Source organism: Gordonia sp. 852002-50816_SCH5313054-c (assembly GCF_001665925.1).
GTDB lineage: Bacteria > Actinomycetota > Actinomycetes > Mycobacteriales > Mycobacteriaceae > Gordonia > Gordonia jacobaea.
This window is the reverse complement of sequence record NZ_LZTE01000076.1, coordinates 27,791-48,217: the sequence shown is the minus strand read 5'-3', so window position 1 is coordinate 48,217 and position 20,427 is coordinate 27,791. Positions and strand designations below refer to the sequence as shown.

The following is a 20,427-nucleotide window of genomic DNA, read 5'->3' as shown; positions in this document are numbered from 1 at the left end:
TCATAGCGCAGGTGAGTGGAGCGTAGCTCACCGGTCGCGGTCCTTGACTCCCACTGGTTCCCAGCCTCGGCGTGACGTGCGGTCACCGGGGGTGGGCAGTCGATCGCGACTGCGGTACACGATGTACGGCCGGAACAGATAGTGCACCGGAGCAGTGAACATGTGCACGAGACGGGTGAACGGAACGAGTGCGAACAGGGTCAGACCGATCAGGACGTGCACATGGAAGCGCAGCGGTGCTGCGTCCATTGCGCGAATGTCGGGTTGCAGCACGAAGATCGATCGAAACCACGGCGAGACAGTCTGGCGATAGTTGACCCCGGGGCCACTGGGATCGACGGCACCGACAACTGTGATGTAGGTTCCCGCGATCAGCGCGCACACCAAGACCAGATACATCAGCTTGTCGTTGCGGGTCGTCGCCATGAACACCGGGCCGGTGGTGCGACGTCGATAGATGAGCAGGCCGATGCCCAGCAGTGTGGCTGCCGCTGCGAGGAGGCCGAAAAAGCCTGCGCCCCAGTGGTACATCGTCTCGGAGACACCGAGTGCGTCGGTCCAGGACTGTGGGATGACCAGACCGACCGCGTGTCCGGCGATGACCACGAGGATTCCGTAGTGGAACATCGGCGAGGCAATCCGCAGTAGCCGCGACTCGTAAAGCTCCGACGATCGTGTGGTCCACCCGAACTTGTCGTAGTGGTAGCGCCAGATGGTGCCACCGATGAGTATCAGGAGCACGACGTATGGCAGCACGCCCCAGAGGAATACGTCCATCACGCCTCACCTCCCGCAGGTGTCGCGGTCAGCGGCAGTAGGCGCGAATCGTAGGGCTCGAGGCCAACGGCCTCGACGCCGAGCGCCGGCGTCATCGCGCGCGCGGCCTGTCGGTCTACCGGTGACTCGCCGGGCAGCGTCGAGCAGATCGCCGTGAGCACAGCCGTGTAAGGAGATCGACGGTCTCGCAACGCGAATCGGATCAACTCGAGCGCTGGGCGATATTTCTCCAGCACCTCTTGTCCCGCGTCAGCGTCGACCCGCGCCGCGAACTCCAGGACGATCGGCAGGTGGTCGGGTAACTCGCCGTGGAGGTCGACCACGAAGCCGCTGCTCCGATAGAGCGCTTTGAACTCACCGAGCGCGGCTCCACGCCGTCGTGTGTCGCCATCGGTCCAGTACGAGAGATACAGCGTGTGCTTGCGCGACAGGTCGAATGTCTCGACGTAGTCGTCGACCAAGGTGCGGAGTGGCGTCGACTCGAGATGATCGACGAAGGTCAGTAGCTCACGAATGGAGGGGTGATCGGGCTGTTCGCATAATGCTCTGCGCAGCAGCGAGATTCGATCGACCAACTGATCGTCGGGGTAGCTCAGACACCATGAGGAGACCTGCCGCGTCACGCGATGATCGGCGGCAGTCGCGCGGCGAGGCCACTTCACGACGACGCCTTCGAGTTGCCGGTGTCGTCGGACGCGGGGCGGTCGGGAAACAGCCCTTCGGGCGAACCGTTACCGTCCCAGTTCAGCAGGTTCGTGCGATTGGCGAGGCGATGTGAGCTGGTCGCGGTGTCGGTCGTCTGACGTTGCTTGAGCGCGTGAAAGGTCTCCACTGAGACTGGAGTAGGGTTTCCGCTCGCTTCGCCGAAGGCGCCGGAGCCGTACATGCCGGGCCCGTCCTCATAGTCGAGGGAGCATGCCATTTCGTCGAGCTGTTCGGCCTGCTCGAGATGGGCCGTCGGAATCACATACCGCTCTTCGTATTTGGCGATCGCCATCAAGCGGTACATCTCGTAGACCTGCTCTTCGGACATACCGACAGAGGCGGGGATGTCGGGGTCGGGTTCGCGGCCGAGCGTGATGTCGCGCATGTACGCGCGCATCGCAGCGAGTTTGCGCAGGACGCCGTCTATTACTGCGGTGTCGCCCGCACTGAACAGTTCGGCGAGGTACTCCACGGGGATTCGCAATGCGTCGATCGCACCGAACAGGGTGCCCGCGTCCTCAGCGTCGTGGCCCTGCCCGCTGAGTAGGTCGACGATCGGCGACAACGGCGGCACGTACCAGACCATTGGCATGGTGCGGTACTCCGGATGCAGCGGCAGAGCGACGCGGAACTCCTTGGCCAGCGCATAAATTGGCGATCGACGTGCCGCATCGAGCCAGTCCTCGGGAATGCCTTCAGCTCGCGCCCCGGCGATCACGTCCGGGTCGTTGGGGTCGAGGAGCAGGTTGAGCTGGGCTTCGTAGAGGTCGGTGTCGTCTGGTGTGGAGGCAGCTTCGGTGACAGCGTCGACGTCGTAGAGGAACAACCCGAGATATCGGAGTCTGCCGACGCAGGTCTCGGAGCAGACGGTCGGTTGCCCGACCTCGATCCGCGGGTAGCAGAGTGTGCATTTCTCGGCCTTGCCCGTTCGATGGTTGAAGTAGATCTTCTTGTACGGGCAGCCGGTAATGCATTGGCGCCACCCGCGACACCGGTCCTGGTCGACGAGGACGATACCGTCCTCGCTCCGCTTGTAGATCGCGCCAGACGGGCACGACGCCATGCATGAGGGATTCAGGCAGTGCTCACAGATGCGGGGCAGGTAGAACATGAACGTCTGCTCGAAGCTGAACTTGACGGCGTCCTCTGATTCACGACGCAGCTTCTCGACGATCGGATCGAGCGCGCCCAATTCCGGTGCGCCACCGAGGTCGTCGTCCCAGTTCGCCGACCATGTGACCTTCGTGTCGTCACCGGTGAGCAGCGATTTCGGCCGCGCGACAGGGAAATCGTCGCCGAGCGGGGCGTCGATGAGCATCTGGTAGTCGTAGGTCCACGGTTCGTAATAGTCGTAGATGGTCGGTTGAACGGGACTCGCGAACAGCGTCAGCAACTTCTGCATCCGACCGCCCGTACGGAGCCTCAACTTGCCCTTGCCGTTCAGATGCCAGCCACCGCGCCATTTCTCCTGATCCTCGTAGCGTCGTGGATACCCTTGCCCCGGGCGGGTTTCGACGTTGTTGAACCAGACGTACTCTGTGCCTGCCCTGTTGGTCCACGCCTGTTTGCATGTGACGGAGCATGTGTGGCAGCCGATGCATTTGTCGAGGTTCATCACCATCCCGACCTGAGCCATCACCCGCATCAGTACGTCACCTCCTGGCTGCGCTTACGGATCGTCGACACCATGTCGCGCTGATTACCGGCGGGGCCGAGATAGTTGAACGCATAAGACAATTGGGCATATCCGCCGATCAGGTGAGTCGGTTTGACGAGTAGTCGGGTGGCCGAATTGTGTATCCCACCCCGCCGACCCGTTGCCTCCGATTTCGGGACGTCGATCGTGCGTTCCTGCGCGTGGTGAACATAGACGACTCCGGCTGGCATGCGATGGCTGACAATAGCCCTGCACACCACGACGCCGTTGGCGTTGACGCATTCGATCCATTCGTTGTCGTGCACGTCGATCGCTGCGGCGTCCTCGGGACTCAGCCACGCCGTCGGACCGCCGCGAGACAAGGACAGCATCAAGAGGTTGTCTTGGTACTCCGAATGAATGGACCACTTCGAGTGGGGCGTCAGGTATCTCACGGTGATCTGCTGTGCGCCGTCTGGGCCGAGTCGTGGCTCACCGAACAATCGATGCATGTCCAGCGGGGGCCGATAGATGGGCATCGATTCGCCGACGTCGATCATCCAATCGTGGTCGAGGTAGAAGTGCATGCGGCCGGTGAGAGTGTGAAAAGGCTTGAGGCGCTCGATGTTCACGGTGAACGGGGCGTATCGCCTGCCGCCGGTTTCCGACCCGGACCACTCCGGCGAGGTGAACACCGGAACGGGCGCCTGTTGGGTGTCGGCGAAGCTGATGTGCTTGTCGGCGTTGCCTTCTCCGAGGTCTTCAAGTGTCTTTCCGACGCGCTTCTGAAGCTTCTCGAAGCCCTGAACTGCGAGAGTGCCGTTCGTGGTTCCGGAGAACCGCAGTATCGCCTCGGCGAGTTTCGCATCGGTATCGATCGCCGGCCGACCGTCGCCCGCACCGCCGAGCATCACTCCGTTGCTGTCTGAGAGACTCTGCGCCTGTTCGCCGACATCGTAGGTGACTGATTTGGTGGCGAAGCCGAGCGTATCGGCGAGTGGGCCGACCGTCGCGAGCTTGTCGGCAATCGCGGTGTAGTCGCGCTCCACCACCGCGAAGGCAGGCATGTTCTTTCCGGGATGGCCGACCGTCGTCGACTGGTGCCAGTCGTCGACAGTGCCCTTGGGTTGCGCTGTCTCACCGGGAGTGTCGTGCTGCATGGGGGTGCTGACGAGATCGTGCCGCACACCGAGGTGCGTCTTGGCCTGCTCGGTGAACGCGGCGGCGAGGCGGTGGAAGAGATCGAAGTCGGTTTTCGCTTCCCACGGCGGATCGATGGCAGGGGAGAAGGCGTGCACGAAGGGGTGCATGTCCGTCGACGACAAATCGTTCTTCTCGTACCAGGTGGCTGCGGGCAGGATGATGTCGGACAGCAGCGTCGTCGACGTCATACGAAAGTCCGCCGATAGCAGCAGATCCAGCTTGCCCTCCGGCGCTTTCTCATGCCACCGAACGTCTTTGGGTCGGGGAGTGTCGGCCGATTCGACTCCGAGCACATTGTTGTGTGTTCCCAGGAGGTTTCGGAAGAAGTACTCGTTGCCCTTCGCCGACGACCCCATGAGATTCGACCGCCACAGAACCAGCGTCCGTGGCCAGTTCTCCGGGGCGTCGACATCACTGATCGACGGCGTCAGTGTTCCGTCGGAAAGATGTTGTGCCACATAGCTCGACGCAGACTCGGCATCGCCACGGTCGACGGCTTGCCGTGCGTCGTCTGCGACGTCGAGCGGATTGCGGTCGAACTGCGGATAGAACGGCATCCAGCCGAGCCGCGCCGATTGCGCGATGGCGTCGGCGGTGTGTTCGTGGTCGAGCGTCCCGCGCGACAGCGGAGATGCCAATGACGCAGCCGAATAGCCGTCGTTGCGCCACTGGTCGGTGTGCATGTACCAGTACGACGTACCCGTCATGGTGCGAGGCGGTCGGCTCCAGTCGAGTCCGTTGGCCAACGACATCCATCCCGTGATCGGGCGGCATTTCTCCTGGCCCACGTAATGCGCCCAGCCCCCGCCGTTTCGTCCCATGCAGCCGGTGAGGATCAACAGCGAGAGGATGGCCCGATAGGTGGCGTCGCCGTGGAACCACTGGCAGATCCCGGCTCCCATGATGATCATCGATCGTCCGCCTGAATCGACTGCATTGGTGGCGAATTCGCGCGCAACCCGGATCGCTGCCTCCGCAGGCACGCTGGTGATCTCCGCCTGCCAGGCAGGCGTGTAGGGGGTCGACGCGTCGTCGTAGCCGGACGGCCATTCGCCGGGCATTCCGTCACGACGCACCCCGTACTGCGCGAGCATGAGGTCGAAGACCGTGGTGACCTGGTGGCCGTCGATGACGGTTGTCGGCACACCTCGGCGTAGCACCGAACCGCTGCCATCCGGGGCGTCAAAGGCTGGCAAAGCGATCTCGACGAGTTGCGCGTCGTCGCGCCCGAAAAGGGTCAACGCCGGGGTGATTCCCTCGAGGTCGAGGTTCCATCTGCCCTCGCCTGCGGCAGAGCGGCGAAAACCCAGCGAGCCGTTGGGAACCGCGGCTGCTCCGGTCTGCTCGTCGAGTACCACGGTCTTCCACACGGCGTCGGAGTCGTTCTCATCGGCTCCCGCCAACTCATCTGCGGTCAGGAACTTGCCTGCGACGAGGCCGTGTTCGTGTTGCTCGACGTGCACCAGAAAGGGAAGGTCGGAGTAGGAGCGAACGTACTCGTCGAAGAACTCGGTCGTGTTCGCGACGAAGTACTCCGAGAGAATGACGTGCCCCATCGCCATGGCCAGCGCGGCGTCGGTACCTGCTTGTGCGGGTAGCCATTCGTCGGCGAACTTGGTGTTGTCGGCGTAGTCGGGGCTGACCGATACGACTTTGGTGCCGCGATAGCGAACCTCTGCCATCCAATGCGCGTCTGGAGTTCGGGTGACCGGGACGTTGGAGCCCCACATCATCAGATACGACGCATCCCACCAGTCACCGGATTCCGGGACGTCGGTCTGATCGCCGAAGACCTGCGGGCTCGCGACGGGCAGGTCGGCGTACCAGTCGTAGAACGACGTCATCACCCCGCCGATCAACTGGATGAAGCGAGTCCCCACGCAATGCGACACCATCGACATCGCGGGGATCGGTGAGAAACCGGAGCATCGGTCGGGGCCGTAGGTCTTGATGGTGTGCACGTGGGCGGCAGCAGCCATCTCGATGGCCTCGTCCCAACTCACGCGGACGAGGCCTCCCTTACCTCGAGCCTGCTGATATGACTTGCGGCGCAACGGATCTCCGACGACGTCGGCCCACGCCAGTACGGGATCGCCGGTCTTTTCCTTGGCGGCCCGGTACATTTCGACGAGAACCCCGCGCGCGTACGGGTACCGAACCCGCGTCGGTGAGTACGTGTACCAGGAGAATGCCGCGCCACGTGGGCAGCCGCGGGGCTCGTATTCCGGCCGGTCGGGACCGACCGACGGATAGTCGGTTTCCTGAGTCTCCCAGGTGATGATGCCGTCTTTGACGTAGACCTTCCATGAGCACGATCCGGTGCAGTTGACGCCGTGGGTCGATCGCACGATCTTGTCGTGGTTCCACCGGTCACGGTAGAAGACGTCGCCGGATCGGCCGCCCTCACGGAAAACGACTCTCCCGTCAGAGGTTTCGTCCCAACGGGTAAAGAATTTGCCGATATCGAGTAGGGCTGTGGCTGCATCGCCCTGAACTGCAGTAGATCGGGCCATGAATTCACCATACGGATGAAATGCTCAGGGTGTGCGGTTTCGTCTTCGCAGATCCGATGCGGCTCGGCGGAGGCGTCGACGCGCGGCCGGACGTTATCGCCGAGCGCTCCGCGTGTTTCGATTGGGTATAGACATTCGCAATGTGTAGGTCCTTGTGTCACAACGTGAAAGGGTCGGTCAGTGTGAACGTTTCGCGTGCGGTATCGCCCGATTCGCCCACCCGGCTTCGACGACGCGTGCCGCATGCGAGCCTCGGGCAGTTCACTTTCGTCATGGCGACCGGCATTGTGTCGACAGCAATCCACAATGCGGCGTCGCTCGGTAGTGGCACATACTCAGATCTGTCCGATCTCATTTCGGCGATTCTCTTTTTTGCGGCAGTCGTCGGATATGTCGCGTTGACCGTGTTCACCATTGCCGGTTGGTTCACTGGTGCGGGCGTGGTCAACGAGGTGCGGCGTGAGATCGCGACCGACGGTTTCACTGTGTTGGCGTTTACCGCGGGGAGTGGGGTGCTTGCGGCGCGATCGTTGGCGGCGGGAAGTACCTGGGCCGCAGTCACATTTGCTGTCGTCGCGCTGGTGTCGTGGGTGATCCTCGGCTACACAGCGGTGATCGCCGCGTTCTTCAGCGCCGCACAGTCGCGGGAGCATCCCCCGGCGCCGACGACCCCGCTGCCCTGGACACACGTCAACGGCACCTGGTTTCTGATGGTCGTCGGAACCCAGTCGATTGCCGTCGCATTCGGGGCGCTCGCGGCCAAAGAACGTGTCGAGTGGTATGCGGTCGTTGCCGCACTGTGGTGGGGGGCCGGTGTGCTGATACTGGTCGTGATGGCGGTGCTGGTCGCCGCGCGACTGATCATCGTCGGCCTGTCGGCGGACGACGAGGTCGCCCCCTACTGGGTGTTCATGGGTGCAGGGGCGATTTCGGTGCTCGCCGGTGCCGAGGTTCTCGGGGCGGGCGCCATGCAGCGGCTGGTCTCGCACGACGTCGTCGGAACGCTGTGTTTGATGGGTTGGATCTTCGGAACCTGGTTGATACCGCTGCTCGTCGCACTGATGATCTGGCACGCGCGTAGGCCGGGTACGCATTCGGGATTTCGCACCGCGTTGTGGTCGATCGTGTTCCCCATCGGCATGTGGGGCGTGGCCAGCAGACAGTTGGGGATCGCCTGGCAGGTCTCGTGGATCAAGACCATGGGTACCTGGGAGGCGTGGCTGGCGCTGCTGATCTGGGTGATCGTCTTCGTCGGGATGCTGCGATGGTGGTGGCGATGGCTCTCGGCACGACGTTCGGAGGCTAGTTCGCCAGCACGGTGAGGAGTACCGCAGAGTCTTCGTTCGCGCGGAGATTGTGTCGGGCGTCGGGAATGGTGATGAGGTCGCCGGTCACGCCGTGCCATTCGTCGGCGCCCGCGGTGAGCGTCACGTCGCCGCGGAGCACCTGAAGGGTTGCTTCGCCGGGGCTCTGGTGCTCGCCGAGTTCGGTCGAAGCCGCCAATGCGATCACGGTCTGGCGGAGGTGGCGCGCCGAGTTGCCGTGCAGCGTGTGCCCGGCGCGGCGACTGTGCGCGTCGCGCGCCGTGGCGATGAGTTCGTCGACAAGGGTTGGAAGTCGCGTGGTGTCCATGTCTCACGATTGCACGCCACGCCTGGCGGTGGGTGGCATTGGAGGGTGACGGGCGTATGGCCGATATCGGAGCTTTTACGGCTTCGATATGCTCAGCGGGTAGTCACCGGGTTCGAGTCAGGAATTGCACATGTCGACGTTGGGACTCACGGCGACGGATTCCGACGATCTGCGCGGCGATGCCTGGGTCGATCTGTTTCCCTGGCTCGATTCCTATGAATCCGACGCCGCCGCTCATCTCGAGGCGCTGGTTCCCGGAATCGCGGATTGGTGGATAGCCGATTCGCCCCGGATCACCGCTGCCGATGTGTCTCTCGACGAGATGGTGGGGCGCCTCGGTGCGCTGGTTGTCAGCAGGCACCGGACCACGCCACTTTCGGTCCTTGCTCCGACTCTGGACGCGTCGATCCCTCTCTCAGCGCTGCGTATGGATTCGCGCGCAGAGACCGTCGTCAGGCGCTTGGCGTCGAGTGACGTTGTCGCAGCGCTGGTGGCGACGGACGTCGAATCGATCCTTCAGGTGCGGGGCACGAGCGTTGAGACGGCGGAACTGATCGTCGCGGGTGTGCTCGGGGCGGCACTGCGCGTTGCGCCCGGTGACGGCGTCGAGCCGGACGACGGCGATGACAACCCGGCCCTCGCCACATTGCTCGACGACCTCACAGTGCTGTCGCGGTGGCGGCGGCTGCGCGGACGCTCTTCAGATGCGCTGATCGAGGTCGCTATCGAGGACGACGCTCCTGAAGTCATCCAGCACACGGCCGCGCGGATAGCGGCACTGACGGGCACCGATTTGGACCTGCGCGTCGAGGCCAATCCGATCGATGAGATCGAGAACCTCGTCGAACAACTCGACGAACGCGAAGACATTGTGCTGCGGCACCACCTCATGGCGCTCGTCCCCATATCGATGGGTGAGTTGAGCACCCGATTGCACGTGAGCAAGAGCCGGGCGGGCGTCATCGCGGCGAAGGTGAAGGACGAGTTCGCGGCAGCCTGCGACTTCAGCACTGCGGCAGGCGGTTTGCTGGCAAGTATCCGGACCGAGATCGAACCGGTCGCGCCGCTCGAGCGTCTACTCGAGCTTCATCCCGTCCTGACCGAAACCGTGCCATCGCTCGACGTCCCGCTATGGCTGGCACTCGACCGGCTCGACGATTATTTCGAAGTCACGGGACCGTGGGCCGCCGCACCCGATGTGGTTGCTGCCAAAGCCCGCACGATCACCATGCTCGAACAGTTCGAGTCCGACAACGGTGTCGTCGAACTCGGCGTCGCAGCCGACACCCTTCGACTCACCGTTGAGCAGACAGCGGAATGGTTGCGCTACTGCGAGATTCCGCTCTGCAATGGCGCGGCGTTGTTGGCCACACGTCGGATCGTCGATCACGCCGCGGGACTTCTCGAGGCATCAGGCCGCCCGATGACCACCACGGAGCTGATCGACGAAATCGACACCAACAAGTCGAACGCTTCCGTGGAGCGGGCGCTCGGAGACGATTCGCGCCTCGAAACCCGTGACGCCCACTGGCACCTCCTGGCGCCGGAAACGTCGGGGAGGGCGGAGGATCGCAACAGCAAGGTCATTCGTCGGACCAGGCGCCTCTACCGAATCGGCGACTCGTGGCGTTTTCGGATGGTGGTCACCCCTGATCAGTTGCGCGGTTCCGGGGTGGCCCTTCCTGCAGGCGTCGCACTCGCGTTTGGTTGCCGGCCCGGCACGGTTCGCGACATCGCGTCTCCGCTCGGCCCGCAAACGCTCCGATGGACCGGGACCAATCCGATGTGCGGCACGATTCGACGGTTCCTCGTCGACTCGGCAATCGAACCCAGGGAAACCATCTTCTTGATCTGCTCGGATGAGGGCGTATTCGGCGTCGACAAGTATGTCGAGCCGGTCTCCGACGATCCCCTTCGTCGGGCGCTCGCACTGATCGGCCATCCCCCGGCCGACGACGTCGACAAGGACGAACTGGCGTCGTTGCTCGCCGTTGCGGCGGGGCTGCCCGCTGACACCAAGCCGCGTCGTATTCTCAGCGCCTACCAGGCGCGTGACGACGTCGTTGCCGCGCTGCTCGAATCCGCCTGGGTGGTCTCGGCGCGGTGAGTGACGAAATGGCAAGGCGCACAACGGTAAGTCGTGATGATGTTGCGGTGCAACGTGCGCTCGGTCTGCATCACACGCTCGTCACCGCCATCGCCGACCTGGTCGACAACAGTGTCGATGCTGGTGCACGGAACGTCGTGATTCGATTTCTGAACACTGGTCACGCAACCGTGGGACTTCGGGTCATCGACAACGGCGCAGGTATGGACGACGTCAGCATCGACGCCGCGATGCGTTACGGGACGGAGCGTGTCCGCCGGGACGACGAACACGGCCATTTCGGTGTTGGTCTGAAGGCGGCCTCGCTCAGTCAGGCAGACGAGGTGACGGTCTACTCGTCGGCCAAGGGGCACAGGGCGGTTGCCCGACGTCTCCGTGTCGCGGGGCGCGGTGACGTGCCGGTCGTCGAGGCACTCCCCGCAGATGTTGCCGAGTCCACAGTGGCTGCGGCACATCCCCGATTTCCGTTCGAGACGGGCACCGTGGTCGAGTGGCGCGGCCTGCGGACCTTCCCCATGACGTCGGACCACACCGAGCAGTCGGTGTGGCTGGAGACCGCGATCAAGGACGCGCAGGCGTGGCTCGGTCTGGTGTTTCATCGCATGATCGAACGTGGCCTCGCGCTGACGATCGACGTCTTTGACACCGCAACGTTGCGGGCCGGGGCCCCACGGACAGTCCGAGCTATCGATCCGTTCGGATATCAGCGGTCGGGCGCGTCGGGTTACCCCCGAGACGCGACGATCGACGTCGGGCCGGGTTCCACTGTCGCCCTGCATGTGTGGCCCGCGCGAAGCTCGTTGCCCGCGTACACACTCGACGGCGCATCGGGCCGTTCTGCCCAGGGGTTCTTCGTCTACCGCAACGATCGACTGCTCCAACCGGGAGGTTGGCTCGGAGTCGTACGTCCGCGGCCGGAGTGGGCCCTGGCGCGAGTCGCAGTCGACCTCGACGACGCCCTCGTGCGGCACATGACCATCAACCCGGAGAAGGCCGGGGTCACCGTGGACGCAACGCTGTCGTCCGCGCTGCGGCGAGTACTCACGCCCGACTATCTTGCCGATGCCGCCACCGCGGCCAAAGCGGCGCGTCGTGTGCAACGACGACCCATCACCGTCGTCGAGCCGGGTGCGGGATTGCCTGATGCTGTTGCCGACGAGTTCGCCGACTCGTTCACGTTCACAGACACTGCAGATCCCGTCGACATCGGGTGGCGAGTGCTCTCCGTCGACCGCTTCTTCGAGGTGGATCTCGAAGCTCGAACGCTGTGGTTGAACGCCCGCTTTCGTCGACAACTGGGCGGAACCAGTCGCTCCAATGACGACGTTCCGCTGCTGCGCACTCTGACCTATCTCCTTGCCCAGGAGATGTTCGACTCGGTGCGGCATAGTTCCAGGCAAACCGAACAGATCGAGGCGTGGCAGCACGTGTTGATCGCGGCGATGAGGGCCCAGGAGGGAAACGGTCGATGATCGACATGTTGATCGATGCCATTGCGCGCGAGTTCAACCCTGATCACGCTCCCGCGCGATTCCTCGGAGCGGTATCGGGTCGACTGATGGACGCGGGGTTCGACCCGGTCGACATGGCCACGGTGGTCGATGTCATGGTCGACGAACGCGTCGCATCGGTGCGAACGGCAGTTCGGTCGGCGCTCTCGCGCTGGGACGCCGACGCTGCGGCGGACTGGGCCGAGGGCACCGAACCCAATTCGACGGCCCGCCGTGAACTGATCTACTCCAGACTCGGCATCCCGAACGAAGCGTTCGCCCCGTTGTCCGAGTATTACCCGGTTGCCGGCGGTCCGACGGTCATCGCGGCGCAACAGCCGTGGGAGCCGTGGTACACGGCAGACCGTCGAAACGCACACGACTTCTACTGGCGCGCATATCGAGGGGTGCTCCGCTCGAAGGGATGGTCGGAGGAGACTGTCGACGGACTCGATGCCGCAAGCACGGAAGTTGTTCGCCGACTTGCCGATCCGACACGCGAGGAGCCCTACCAGTCGAAGGGGCTCGTCGTCGGCTACGTCCAGAGTGGCAAGACCGCGAACTTCACCGGTGTGCTCGCGAAGGCGATCGATGCCGGTTACCGATTGATCATCGTGCTCACCGGAACCATCGAGCTGCTCCGAAGTCAGACGCAACGTCGGCTCGACATGGAATTGATCGGCATGCAGAACATCGATCCCATCGAGTACGAGAATGACGAGGATTGGATCGACGGCAGGTTCTTGCGGCATGTCGTCGACCCCAATCACTCCAACGACGCCCCGGCGGTCCGCAGGCTCACCGGTGCGGTCGATGACTACAAGGCACTGGCCAAGGGAATCGGCACGCTGCACTACGAATTCGCCGATCATGCTGTGCCGCTGAATGATCCCGCCAACCTGTTCGGCAGCAACGTCCGTATCGCGGTGGTCAAGAAGAACTCGACGGTGCTCAAGAAGCTCGTCGCCGACGTCGCGAAGATTAAGACATCGCACGACCAGATACCCACACTGATCATCGACGACGAGGCCGACCAGGCGTCGGTGAACACCGAGAACCCGAAGAAGTTCGCGGAGGGTCGGATCGAGCGCACGGCAATCAACAGACAGATTGCCAATCTGCTCGACCTCTTGCCGCGCGCGCAATACATCGGTTACACCGCAACACCTTTCGCCAACGTCTTCGTTGATCCAGAAGATGCGGTGAACATTTTTCCGAACGACTTCATTGTCAGTCTGGAGCGTCCCGCGGCCTACATGGGAGGCACCGACTTCCACGATCGCCATGCAGATCTGGGAGAGGGTGTGCAACGCACTCCGGCGAACTCGAACGAGAAAGCCTTTGTGCGCGACCTGCGTCCGCAGTGCGACGAGGATCGCGACGCCGAGCGGCTGCGCGCGCTCGACTCGTACGTGTTGGCCGGTGCGATCAAGCTATTCCGTGAGGCTGCAGGGGTACCGGGGAGCTTCCGGCACCACACCATGCTGGTGCATGAGTCGGTCAAACAAGCAGAACACTCCGCGCTTGCCGAGGACTTCGCGGTCCTTTGGAAGGCTGCGTCGTACAGCCAGCCGGCAGGCCTCGAACGGTTGGAAGAGCTGTGGAAGAACGACTTTCAGGTTGTGTCTGCAGCGCGCGCAGAGCCCGGAGTCGTCTCGCCGTCGACGTTCGCTCAGCTCGAACCCTTTATCGGGGCGGCGTGTGATCGGATCGATGAGGGACTGCAGCCGGTCATCATCGTCAACGGTGACGCCGACAAGGATTACCAGCAGGAACGTCTGAACTTTCAAGAGCGGCCGGTTTGGAAGATTCTCGTCGGCGGGACGAAGCTGAGCCGAGGTTTCACGGTGGAGGGCCTCACCACCACCTACTACACCCGGCGCACCGCCCAGGCCGACACCCTCATGCAGATGGGTCGCTGGTTCGGATTCCGGCCGGGGTATCGAGATCTGGTGCGGCTCTTCATCGGTCGGGAGGTACCCGGTCCCGGCGGGCGGCTGTTCGACCTCTACCGTGCATTCGAAGCGATCGTTGACGACGAGGAAGACTTCCGCGAAGAACTCGACAGATTCAGAGGACTCAACGCTGACGGCGAGCCGATGGTGACGCCGCGAGACGTTCCGCCGATGGTCTTTCAGCGCCTGCCGTGGCTCAAACCGACTGCGGCCAACAAGATGTACAACGCAGAAGTGGCGTACCGAAGTGTCGGTGGTCAGAGCTTCAGCTTCACCATGCAGGGCCCGCGCGACGACGGTTCCAACAACTTGAAGCACTTCGCTGCGGTGCAACCGATCTTGGCTGACCTCGACGATTCCGGGTCGTTCTCTTTCCTCGACAGGGACGATCGCAGTAGGGACTTCGAGGCCCGGTACGGCATCGTGCCGGCATCGGAGATCTTGGAGGCCATCGAGCAGTTCGTCTGGGACGTCAACTGGGACTTCGCGCCGCATCGTGAAGCGTTCGTACGGGCGATGGAACGCGGCGTATTGGAGGATTTTGCTGTCCTGCTACCGATTCCGAAGACGAAGTCGCCCGTGCTTATCGGTGATGTCGCCGACCCCTTGCCGCTCGTCAATCGCAGACGGCAGGAGGCGGCGTACCGAACGGGCTTCACAGGTACCGCCGTGCGTGAACGCGATGCGATCGAACACATCGCGGGGAACCCGGAGAAACAGGTCGGCGGGCCGTTGGCGCAACGACTGCGGAAGCCGACCCGTGGCGCCATGATCCTGCTCTTCGCGAGCGATCCCAAAGACCGACACTTCGCAGACGTCAAGCGCGGCAAGGTCAGTCCGCGCGACGTCGCCACACTGTTCAGCTACGCGCTGCCCTACGCCGCGTACCCTGCGCCGAAGATCGGCTTCACGACGAGGCGCTCGGGGGCGGGAGCGATCATCGATGCCTGACCGATCCGGCCGGTTGGCCGCACGACTGCTTGTTGAGTACAAAGGAAGGTTCATGTCATGGCAAAGGTGATTGCCACCATCAGTCTGAAAGGTGGGGTCGGCAAAACCACTGTCACCGGCGGCCTCGCAGAGTTCATGGCGGCCGAGTTCGGGCAGCGGGTGCTGCTGATCGACCTCGACTCGCAGATCAACCTGACCACCATGATGATCAGCGAGGAACAGTGGTTCACGCTGAACACCAACGGCCGAACACTCGCATCACTTTTCGGCGATGCGGTCAATGGCACCAACGACTTTCGCCTGGACGACGCGATCGTGCGCGGGGTATCGCCGGTGAAGCGGGTGGCCACCGTCGACCTGCTCGCTTCGTCGCTTGACCTGATCGAGATTCAGGAAGAACTCAGCGCGCTGCGCGTGGGCGGCTCGGATCCCGGTGGCGGCGTCGACTTTCTGCGCAAGGCGATTGCTCCGGTGGTCGACTACTACGACTACGTTCTGATCGACTGCCCGCCGACGATCGGTCCGGTCACACTCAACGGGTTGGCCGCTGCCGATGGTTACATCATCCCGACGATCCCGGATCACCTGTCCACCTACGGGATTCCTCAGATCCAGAACAGGGTGCGCAAGTTCGGCGACGAGATCGGTCGAAACATCGTCGAACTCGGTGTGGTGATCACCAAGTACAAGGCGAACTCGGCGGTCCACCGTGCCACGACGAAGCGGCTGCGTCGCGATCCCACCATCGCGCACGTGCTGCCCAGCTACATCAACGAGGCCAATTCCGTTGCGGCATCGGCTGAATTCGTTCCCTACGGAACTCTGCGAGGCAAGTACGGAAACCAAGGACAGTTCGACCAATTCCGCGGTCTGACGACCGATGTGATGACCGAGGCTCAGGAGAAATTGCAATGAGTTCCGACGACGCACGCCGCCGCGTCGAGTACCAGGCTGTCGGGGGAGCCCTCGCTCAGCTCGATGTGAAGAATCCGCATGCGGCGCAGATCATTGCGGGTCTGACGCGCGTGATCATCGATGAGGCAGAACGCTCGTCGCGATTCGCGGGAGCACTCGCCGACGTCGTGAGTGCGTTGGCGCCGAGCTCCGACGCGTTGCCGTCGACAATCGCTGCGCCGCCGCGCAAACGTGCCTCGACTCCGCGGAAGAAGGTGGTTCGTCAGCCCGCCGTTCTCGACCCCTTCGTGGTCTATCGAGAGGCCGGCCCCGCAGGGCTGACGGCCCGGCTCAGCGAGCTCGACATCGAGCAACTGCGCGACATCATCGCCGAGGAAGAACTCGACACCCGCAAGGAGACCAGCCGCAAACGCAGTCCAGCGGTCATCACCACCTGGATCGTCGAGCGCGTCGAGGCGTCGGAGAACAAGGGGAGTGTGTTTCGGTAGGGGACGGCCCCAGCAGCTGAGATCTGGCACAGTGGGCGGTGGATCGCCCACGGGACTCGTCGTCAGAGTCCGGTGGTTGTCGTGCCCCCTGGGATGACTTCCCGGGTTCCATTGAGGTGTAACAGTTGCCGAGCAGGCAACGGGCGCCGCGATCCTCTCATCTAATCGGATGATTTCGTAACAGTTGCAGAGCAATCATCGAAGCAATCCATTGACCTATGTGGAGCGGCCGGGCATATTTCGTGTCAGCGGCCTTTCCCCTAGTCTCCGCACGGCTGGACACCGCCGCCCCATCCCGCTGATCGAGCCCCATCCCGCTGATCGAGCCTGTCGAGATCACCCGCAGCGCGCGTACACAACTCGGTCGTCAGCGCGACGCCAAGACAATAATCTCCTCGGCGCCCCGCTGACGTCACGATTGTGTACGCACCCCGGCTCGAGCCAGACCTTGCGACCCGTATGCACGGCAGCAGCCCGGCCGGGCTAGATGTGTGTCGTATCGAAGGATCTGTGTGCTGCAGCACCCACATCTTTCGATACGACACAATATTTCGCGTTATGGGCGGGTGCTCCTGGTCGTAATGGTCGGGCTTCATTGCAGGTCAATCTTGCCGCTCGTCGGACACTCGCGATGCTGTTGGTCGCCGACGTGAGGCGATGGTCTCTGGCGCACCACCGTGCGTCCCGTGCAGCCGCCTCAGCCGGCCGCCCGCTCGACGGTGAGGAGGCTCTCGGCGCTGTGTTCGGCGCGGTAGGCCGCCTCGCCGCCGCGGACTCCGAACAGGCGCTTGCTCCAGATGAGCCAGACCACCGCGGCGACGTTGATCGCGAGCAGCAGCACCTTGAACACGGTCACCTTCTCGACGAGTTCGTAGACCTCGAGCGGGATGAAGATGCTGGTGACGATCACCGCGAAGTACTCGCCCCAGCGTTTGGCGAACCACAGGCCGTACGCCTCGACGAACTGGCTGATTCCGTAGGCGAGCAGCGCACAGCCGACGAGCACGATGGTCGCCGTCGACAACGTGGTTGCCTTCTCGATCCACTGCACGACCTTGGAGTCGTCGATGTTCCAGCCGATCTGGTCGGCGATCGGTTTGAGGAGCGGCATCTCGGCGTCGAACTTCTCGTGCAGTGTCTGTTGGCTGTTGCGCAGCTCGATCACGAATATGCCTGCGATGACGAGAAAGACTCCGCGGATCAGGCGCTCGACGGCCAGCAATCGCATGATGATCAGGTCGCGCAGCAACCGACCGCGCGGAACCTCCGGCGCCTGGTCGGCGGGACCGCTGTTGCGTGGTGAGCCGACGGCGTAATCGCCGCAACGCAGGCACCGCCAGGCGTCGCCGACGCTGGTCTCGGTGTGCAGGTGATCGGCGAGGTCGGACTCGTCGGGACGATAGGTCTCGTGGCCGCGTAGGCCGCAGGAGATCAGTTCCCAATTCACCGCAGCAGCCTAGCCCTCGACGGCAGGCGGGTCACGACGCCGCGGCGATCGCACCTGGTTGAGCGACCTCGCCACCGCCGTTCACTCCGACGCTTGCCGCGTACAGCAGGTCGCGGAAGTCGCCGACGACCGGACGCTCCGGCGACCACACCATCCGAATCCAGGATGTGTGCGGCGCGATGTCGAGATCTACCGCGACGAGTTGCCCGGCAGCCGACGTACGGCCTATGGCGAACTTCGGGGCCATCACCACTCCGAGGCCGTTCGCAGCCCAACTGAAGGCGACAACGAGGCTCGGCATGGATTCCATCGGTTCGGGCAGCATGTCCTCGATGCCGAGGTGTGTCGCGCACCGTCGGGGGCCGCTCAGGATGTGCTCGCCGACAAGGTCGGCGATGGTGAGGCGCTCGTGTCGAGCAAGCGAATGGCCCGAGGCCATCGCGATTGCGGTGGTGACGGGGACCAGGTCGGCGGGGCAGACGTCTGTGCGCTGCGTCGCTGGCAGAAGCCAGCGGTCGGCCGCGTCGTCGTGCATGTCGAGTACGAGTCCGACGTCGGCGCTGCCCGACGCCACCGCGTCGACGACGCACGTCGGGTCAATGAGTGTGTCCACGGCGACGGTACTGCCGGGAACCCGGTTGCCGAACTCGCGCAGAATGCCGGGGATCTGCGTGGCGACCATGTGTTCGGTGCTCGCGATACGCAGGGGCGCGGTCGTGGCTGCAGCCGTGACGGAACGGCCGAGTCTGGCCCAGCGGTCGAGGAACTCGGGGCCCTGGGCGGCCAGCACGAGTCCAGCTTCGGTCAGCCGCATCCCGCTCGACGAGCGGTGATACAGCTGCACTCCGAGGTCGCGTTCGAGCACCCTGATCTGCTGCGACACCGACGATGGGGCCAGGTCGAGGGCGGCCGCGGCACCGAGGACAGTGCGATGCTCGGCGACCGCGAGAAAGGTCCGTACGTGTCGGATTTCCATGAGTGCTACTCCTCGCTTGGGGCCGGGAGGCATGACGCATCGGATGGTGTTCGGAAAAACCGCACACTCCCTGCGTCTATTCCGGTCGATCGACGTCGGGCGTCAGCAGCATCCTGATGCCGTGCCAACGACAACTCGCGAACCCTCCAGATCACGACGCCGCTCGGGCGAGGTCATGCGCGGTCGCACCATCAGCAACGTCGGGGTCTCGCTCGGCTACCTGTTGGTGCTGGTCGACTCGACGGTCCTCAACGTCGCGCTGCCGGATATAGCCAGATCGCTGGGTGGGAGTGTGGCCGGACAACAGTGGGTCGTCAGCGCCTACCTGGTCACCTTCGGTGCACTGTTGCTGAGTTCCGGGGCGATCGCCGACCGCTATGGCGCCCTGCGCACGTACCGGGTCGGCGTACTTCTCTTCGTGGTCACGTCCGTGTTGTGCGCTCTCGCTCCGACGCTGCTGATCCTCATCGTCCTGCGCGCATTCCAGGGCGCTGCGGCCGCGCTGATCCCAGGGACGACGCTGGCACTCATCGGGAGGATGAATCCAGAACCAGCCGACAGACACCGCGCGATCGGCCTCTACGCGCTGGTCACCGGGTGCGGTTTCGCGGCAGGTCCGACCGTCGGTGGAATCCTCATCGCCGCCGGCGGGTGGCGGTGGATCTTCCTGATCAATGTTCCGGTGGGAATTCTCGCGCTGGCCTGGAGTCGATACTTTCCGGCTGACCCGAAGGCACGCGACCGCGGTGCCCGACTCGACGTGCGCGGACAGGTACTCGCGGTGGTGTTCTTCGCGCTCGTGGTCGTCGTCATCATCGAGACGGGGGAGCGATCCTCGACGGCAGCGTGGGCGCTGATCCCGATGCTCTGCGCGGCCGGACTGCTGTACTGGTCGGATCGACGCAGCGACGCCCCGGCGATTCCCGTGCGTCTGCTTCGCATCCCGCCGATCCTGCGAGGAACGTTGTACGGCTTCACAATTCAGGTGGTGATGGCGTCGACGCTGTTCGTCGCGAGTCTGTATCTGATCAACGCACGCGGGTTGTCGCCGTTGGGAGCGGGCCTCGTCCTCATCGCCTACACGTTCGGGCCATGCGTCCTCGGCCCGGTTGTGGGGCGCGTGGTCGCCGCGCGTGGGCCGCAGTTGCCGGCGTTGCTGGGCCAGTCCGCGGCTGTGGTGGGTTCTGTCGTGATCGCCGCGGTGATGTTCGTCGGCGGACCATTGTGGGCGTTGATCGTGACGATGCTGATAGCCGGAGCGGCATTACCGCTGGTGATCGTGCCGATAACCGGGCTCGTCGTCGCGGGTGCTCCGGCGGGTTCTGCGGGTACGGCAGGCGGCCTGTTCAGTGCGTCGCGTCAACTCGGCGGGGCGTTCGGTGTCGCCGCACTCGGGGCGGTGTTGGCGTCGGTTGGTGGTGCCGACGGCGCCGCGTGGGCGATGATGGCCGCGGCCGCCGTGGCGGCGATAGCCCTTCTCGGTATGGTCGTACGTCCGCACCGCGTGCGGTGATGCATATGTCGCTGCGGCCATCGATTTGGGTCTGGCCAGCCGATTCTCTACACTAGAACGGTTGCCTGTGCACCTTCGCGTGTCCGCACTCGGGTCACGGCTACAACTGAATAGTCTCC

At 63.7% G+C, this 20,427-nt stretch carries 14 protein-coding genes; 7 read left to right on the top strand and 7 right to left on the bottom strand.

Features of this window, described 5'->3' with window-relative positions; translation table 11 throughout:
* Positions 1-27: 27 nt before the first annotated feature.
* From narI to A5788_RS20550, 4 genes are read right to left on the bottom strand one after another with little or no spacing between them, the layout of a single operon-like run.
* Positions 28-777 carry a respiratory nitrate reductase subunit gamma gene (narI, locus tag A5788_RS20565; protein ID WP_064870729.1) on the bottom strand — a complete coding sequence of 250 codons (750 nt, stop codon included), beginning with the start codon at positions 775-777 and terminating at the stop codon, positions 28-30.
* Positions 777-1,439, bottom strand: coding sequence for a nitrate reductase molybdenum cofactor assembly chaperone (gene narJ / locus A5788_RS20560; RefSeq protein WP_064870728.1), 663 nt, complete (start codon positions 1,437-1,439; stop codon positions 777-779). The genes narI and narJ overlap by 1 nt, the downstream gene beginning before the upstream one ends.
* The gene (gene narH, locus A5788_RS20555) at positions 1,436-3,127 is read right to left on the bottom strand and encodes a nitrate reductase subunit beta (RefSeq protein WP_064870727.1); all 1,692 of its coding nucleotides are present in this window, start codon (positions 3,125-3,127) and stop codon (positions 1,436-1,438) included. The genes narJ and narH overlap by 4 nt, the downstream gene beginning before the upstream one ends.
* Positions 3,127-6,834, bottom strand: coding sequence for a nitrate reductase subunit alpha (locus tag A5788_RS20550; RefSeq protein ID WP_064870726.1), 3,708 nt, complete (start codon positions 6,832-6,834; stop codon positions 3,127-3,129). The genes narH and A5788_RS20550 overlap by 1 nt, the downstream gene beginning before the upstream one ends.
* A gap of 140 nt (positions 6,835-6,974) precedes the next feature.
* Here A5788_RS20550 and A5788_RS20545 point away from each other — a divergent pair, with 140 nt between their 5' ends.
* On the top strand, positions 6,975-8,156 hold the full coding sequence (locus tag A5788_RS20545; RefSeq protein ID WP_269449585.1) for a tellurite resistance/C4-dicarboxylate transporter family protein: 1,182 nt from the start codon (positions 6,975-6,977) through the stop codon (positions 8,154-8,156).
* On the opposite strand, the gene A5788_RS20540 is transcribed toward A5788_RS20545, so the two are convergent.
* Positions 8,137-8,466, bottom strand: coding sequence for a cupin domain-containing protein (locus tag A5788_RS20540; RefSeq protein WP_064870725.1), 330 nt, complete (start codon positions 8,464-8,466; stop codon positions 8,137-8,139). The two genes, A5788_RS20545 and A5788_RS20540, sit on opposite strands and share 20 nt — an antisense overlap.
* A 130-nt stretch (positions 8,467-8,596) precedes the next feature.
* Here A5788_RS20540 and A5788_RS20535 point away from each other — a divergent pair, with 130 nt between their 5' ends.
* From A5788_RS20535 to A5788_RS20515, 5 genes are read left to right on the top strand one after another with little or no spacing between them, the layout of a single operon-like run.
* The gene (locus tag A5788_RS20535) at positions 8,597-10,573 is read left to right on the top strand and encodes a hypothetical protein (protein ID WP_064870724.1); all 1,977 of its coding nucleotides are present in this window, start codon (positions 8,597-8,599) and stop codon (positions 10,571-10,573) included.
* A gap of 47 nt (positions 10,574-10,620) precedes the next feature.
* On the top strand, positions 10,621-12,045 hold the full coding sequence (locus A5788_RS20530) for an ATP-binding protein (RefSeq protein WP_231894364.1): 1,425 nt from the start codon (positions 10,621-10,623) through the stop codon (positions 12,043-12,045).
* Complete coding sequence (locus A5788_RS20525) at positions 12,042-14,969, top strand: Z1 domain-containing protein (protein ID WP_064870722.1); 2,928 nt, start codon at positions 12,042-12,044, stop codon at positions 14,967-14,969. Before A5788_RS20530 ends, A5788_RS20525 begins: the two co-directional genes overlap by 4 nt.
* A gap of 57 nt (positions 14,970-15,026) precedes the next feature.
* The gene (locus A5788_RS20520; RefSeq protein ID WP_064870721.1) at positions 15,027-15,884 is read left to right on the top strand and encodes a ParA family protein; all 858 of its coding nucleotides are present in this window, start codon (positions 15,027-15,029) and stop codon (positions 15,882-15,884) included.
* On the top strand, positions 15,881-16,372 hold the full coding sequence (locus A5788_RS20515) for a hypothetical protein (protein WP_064870720.1): 492 nt from the start codon (positions 15,881-15,883) through the stop codon (positions 16,370-16,372). Before A5788_RS20520 ends, A5788_RS20515 begins: the two co-directional genes overlap by 4 nt.
* Positions 16,373-17,069: 697 nt before the next feature.
* Here A5788_RS20515 and A5788_RS20510 read toward each other — a convergent pair.
* Together A5788_RS20510 and A5788_RS20505 are read right to left on the bottom strand one after the other, a co-directional pair.
* Positions 17,070-17,819, bottom strand: a complete 750-nt coding sequence (locus A5788_RS20510) for a DUF2127 domain-containing protein (RefSeq protein ID WP_064870719.1) — start codon at positions 17,817-17,819, stop codon at positions 17,070-17,072.
* A gap of 31 nt (positions 17,820-17,850) precedes the next feature.
* Positions 17,851-18,795: a LysR family transcriptional regulator gene (locus A5788_RS20505; RefSeq protein WP_064870718.1), complete on the bottom strand. Its 945-nt coding sequence runs from the start codon at positions 18,793-18,795 to the stop codon at positions 17,851-17,853.
* Positions 18,796-18,916: 121 nt separating this feature from the next.
* On the opposite strand from A5788_RS20505, the gene A5788_RS20500 reads away from it, so the two are divergent.
* Positions 18,917-20,308, top strand: a complete 1,392-nt coding sequence (locus A5788_RS20500) for an MFS transporter (RefSeq protein WP_197494631.1) — start codon at positions 18,917-18,919, stop codon at positions 20,306-20,308.
* Positions 20,309-20,427 lie beyond the last annotated feature (119 nt).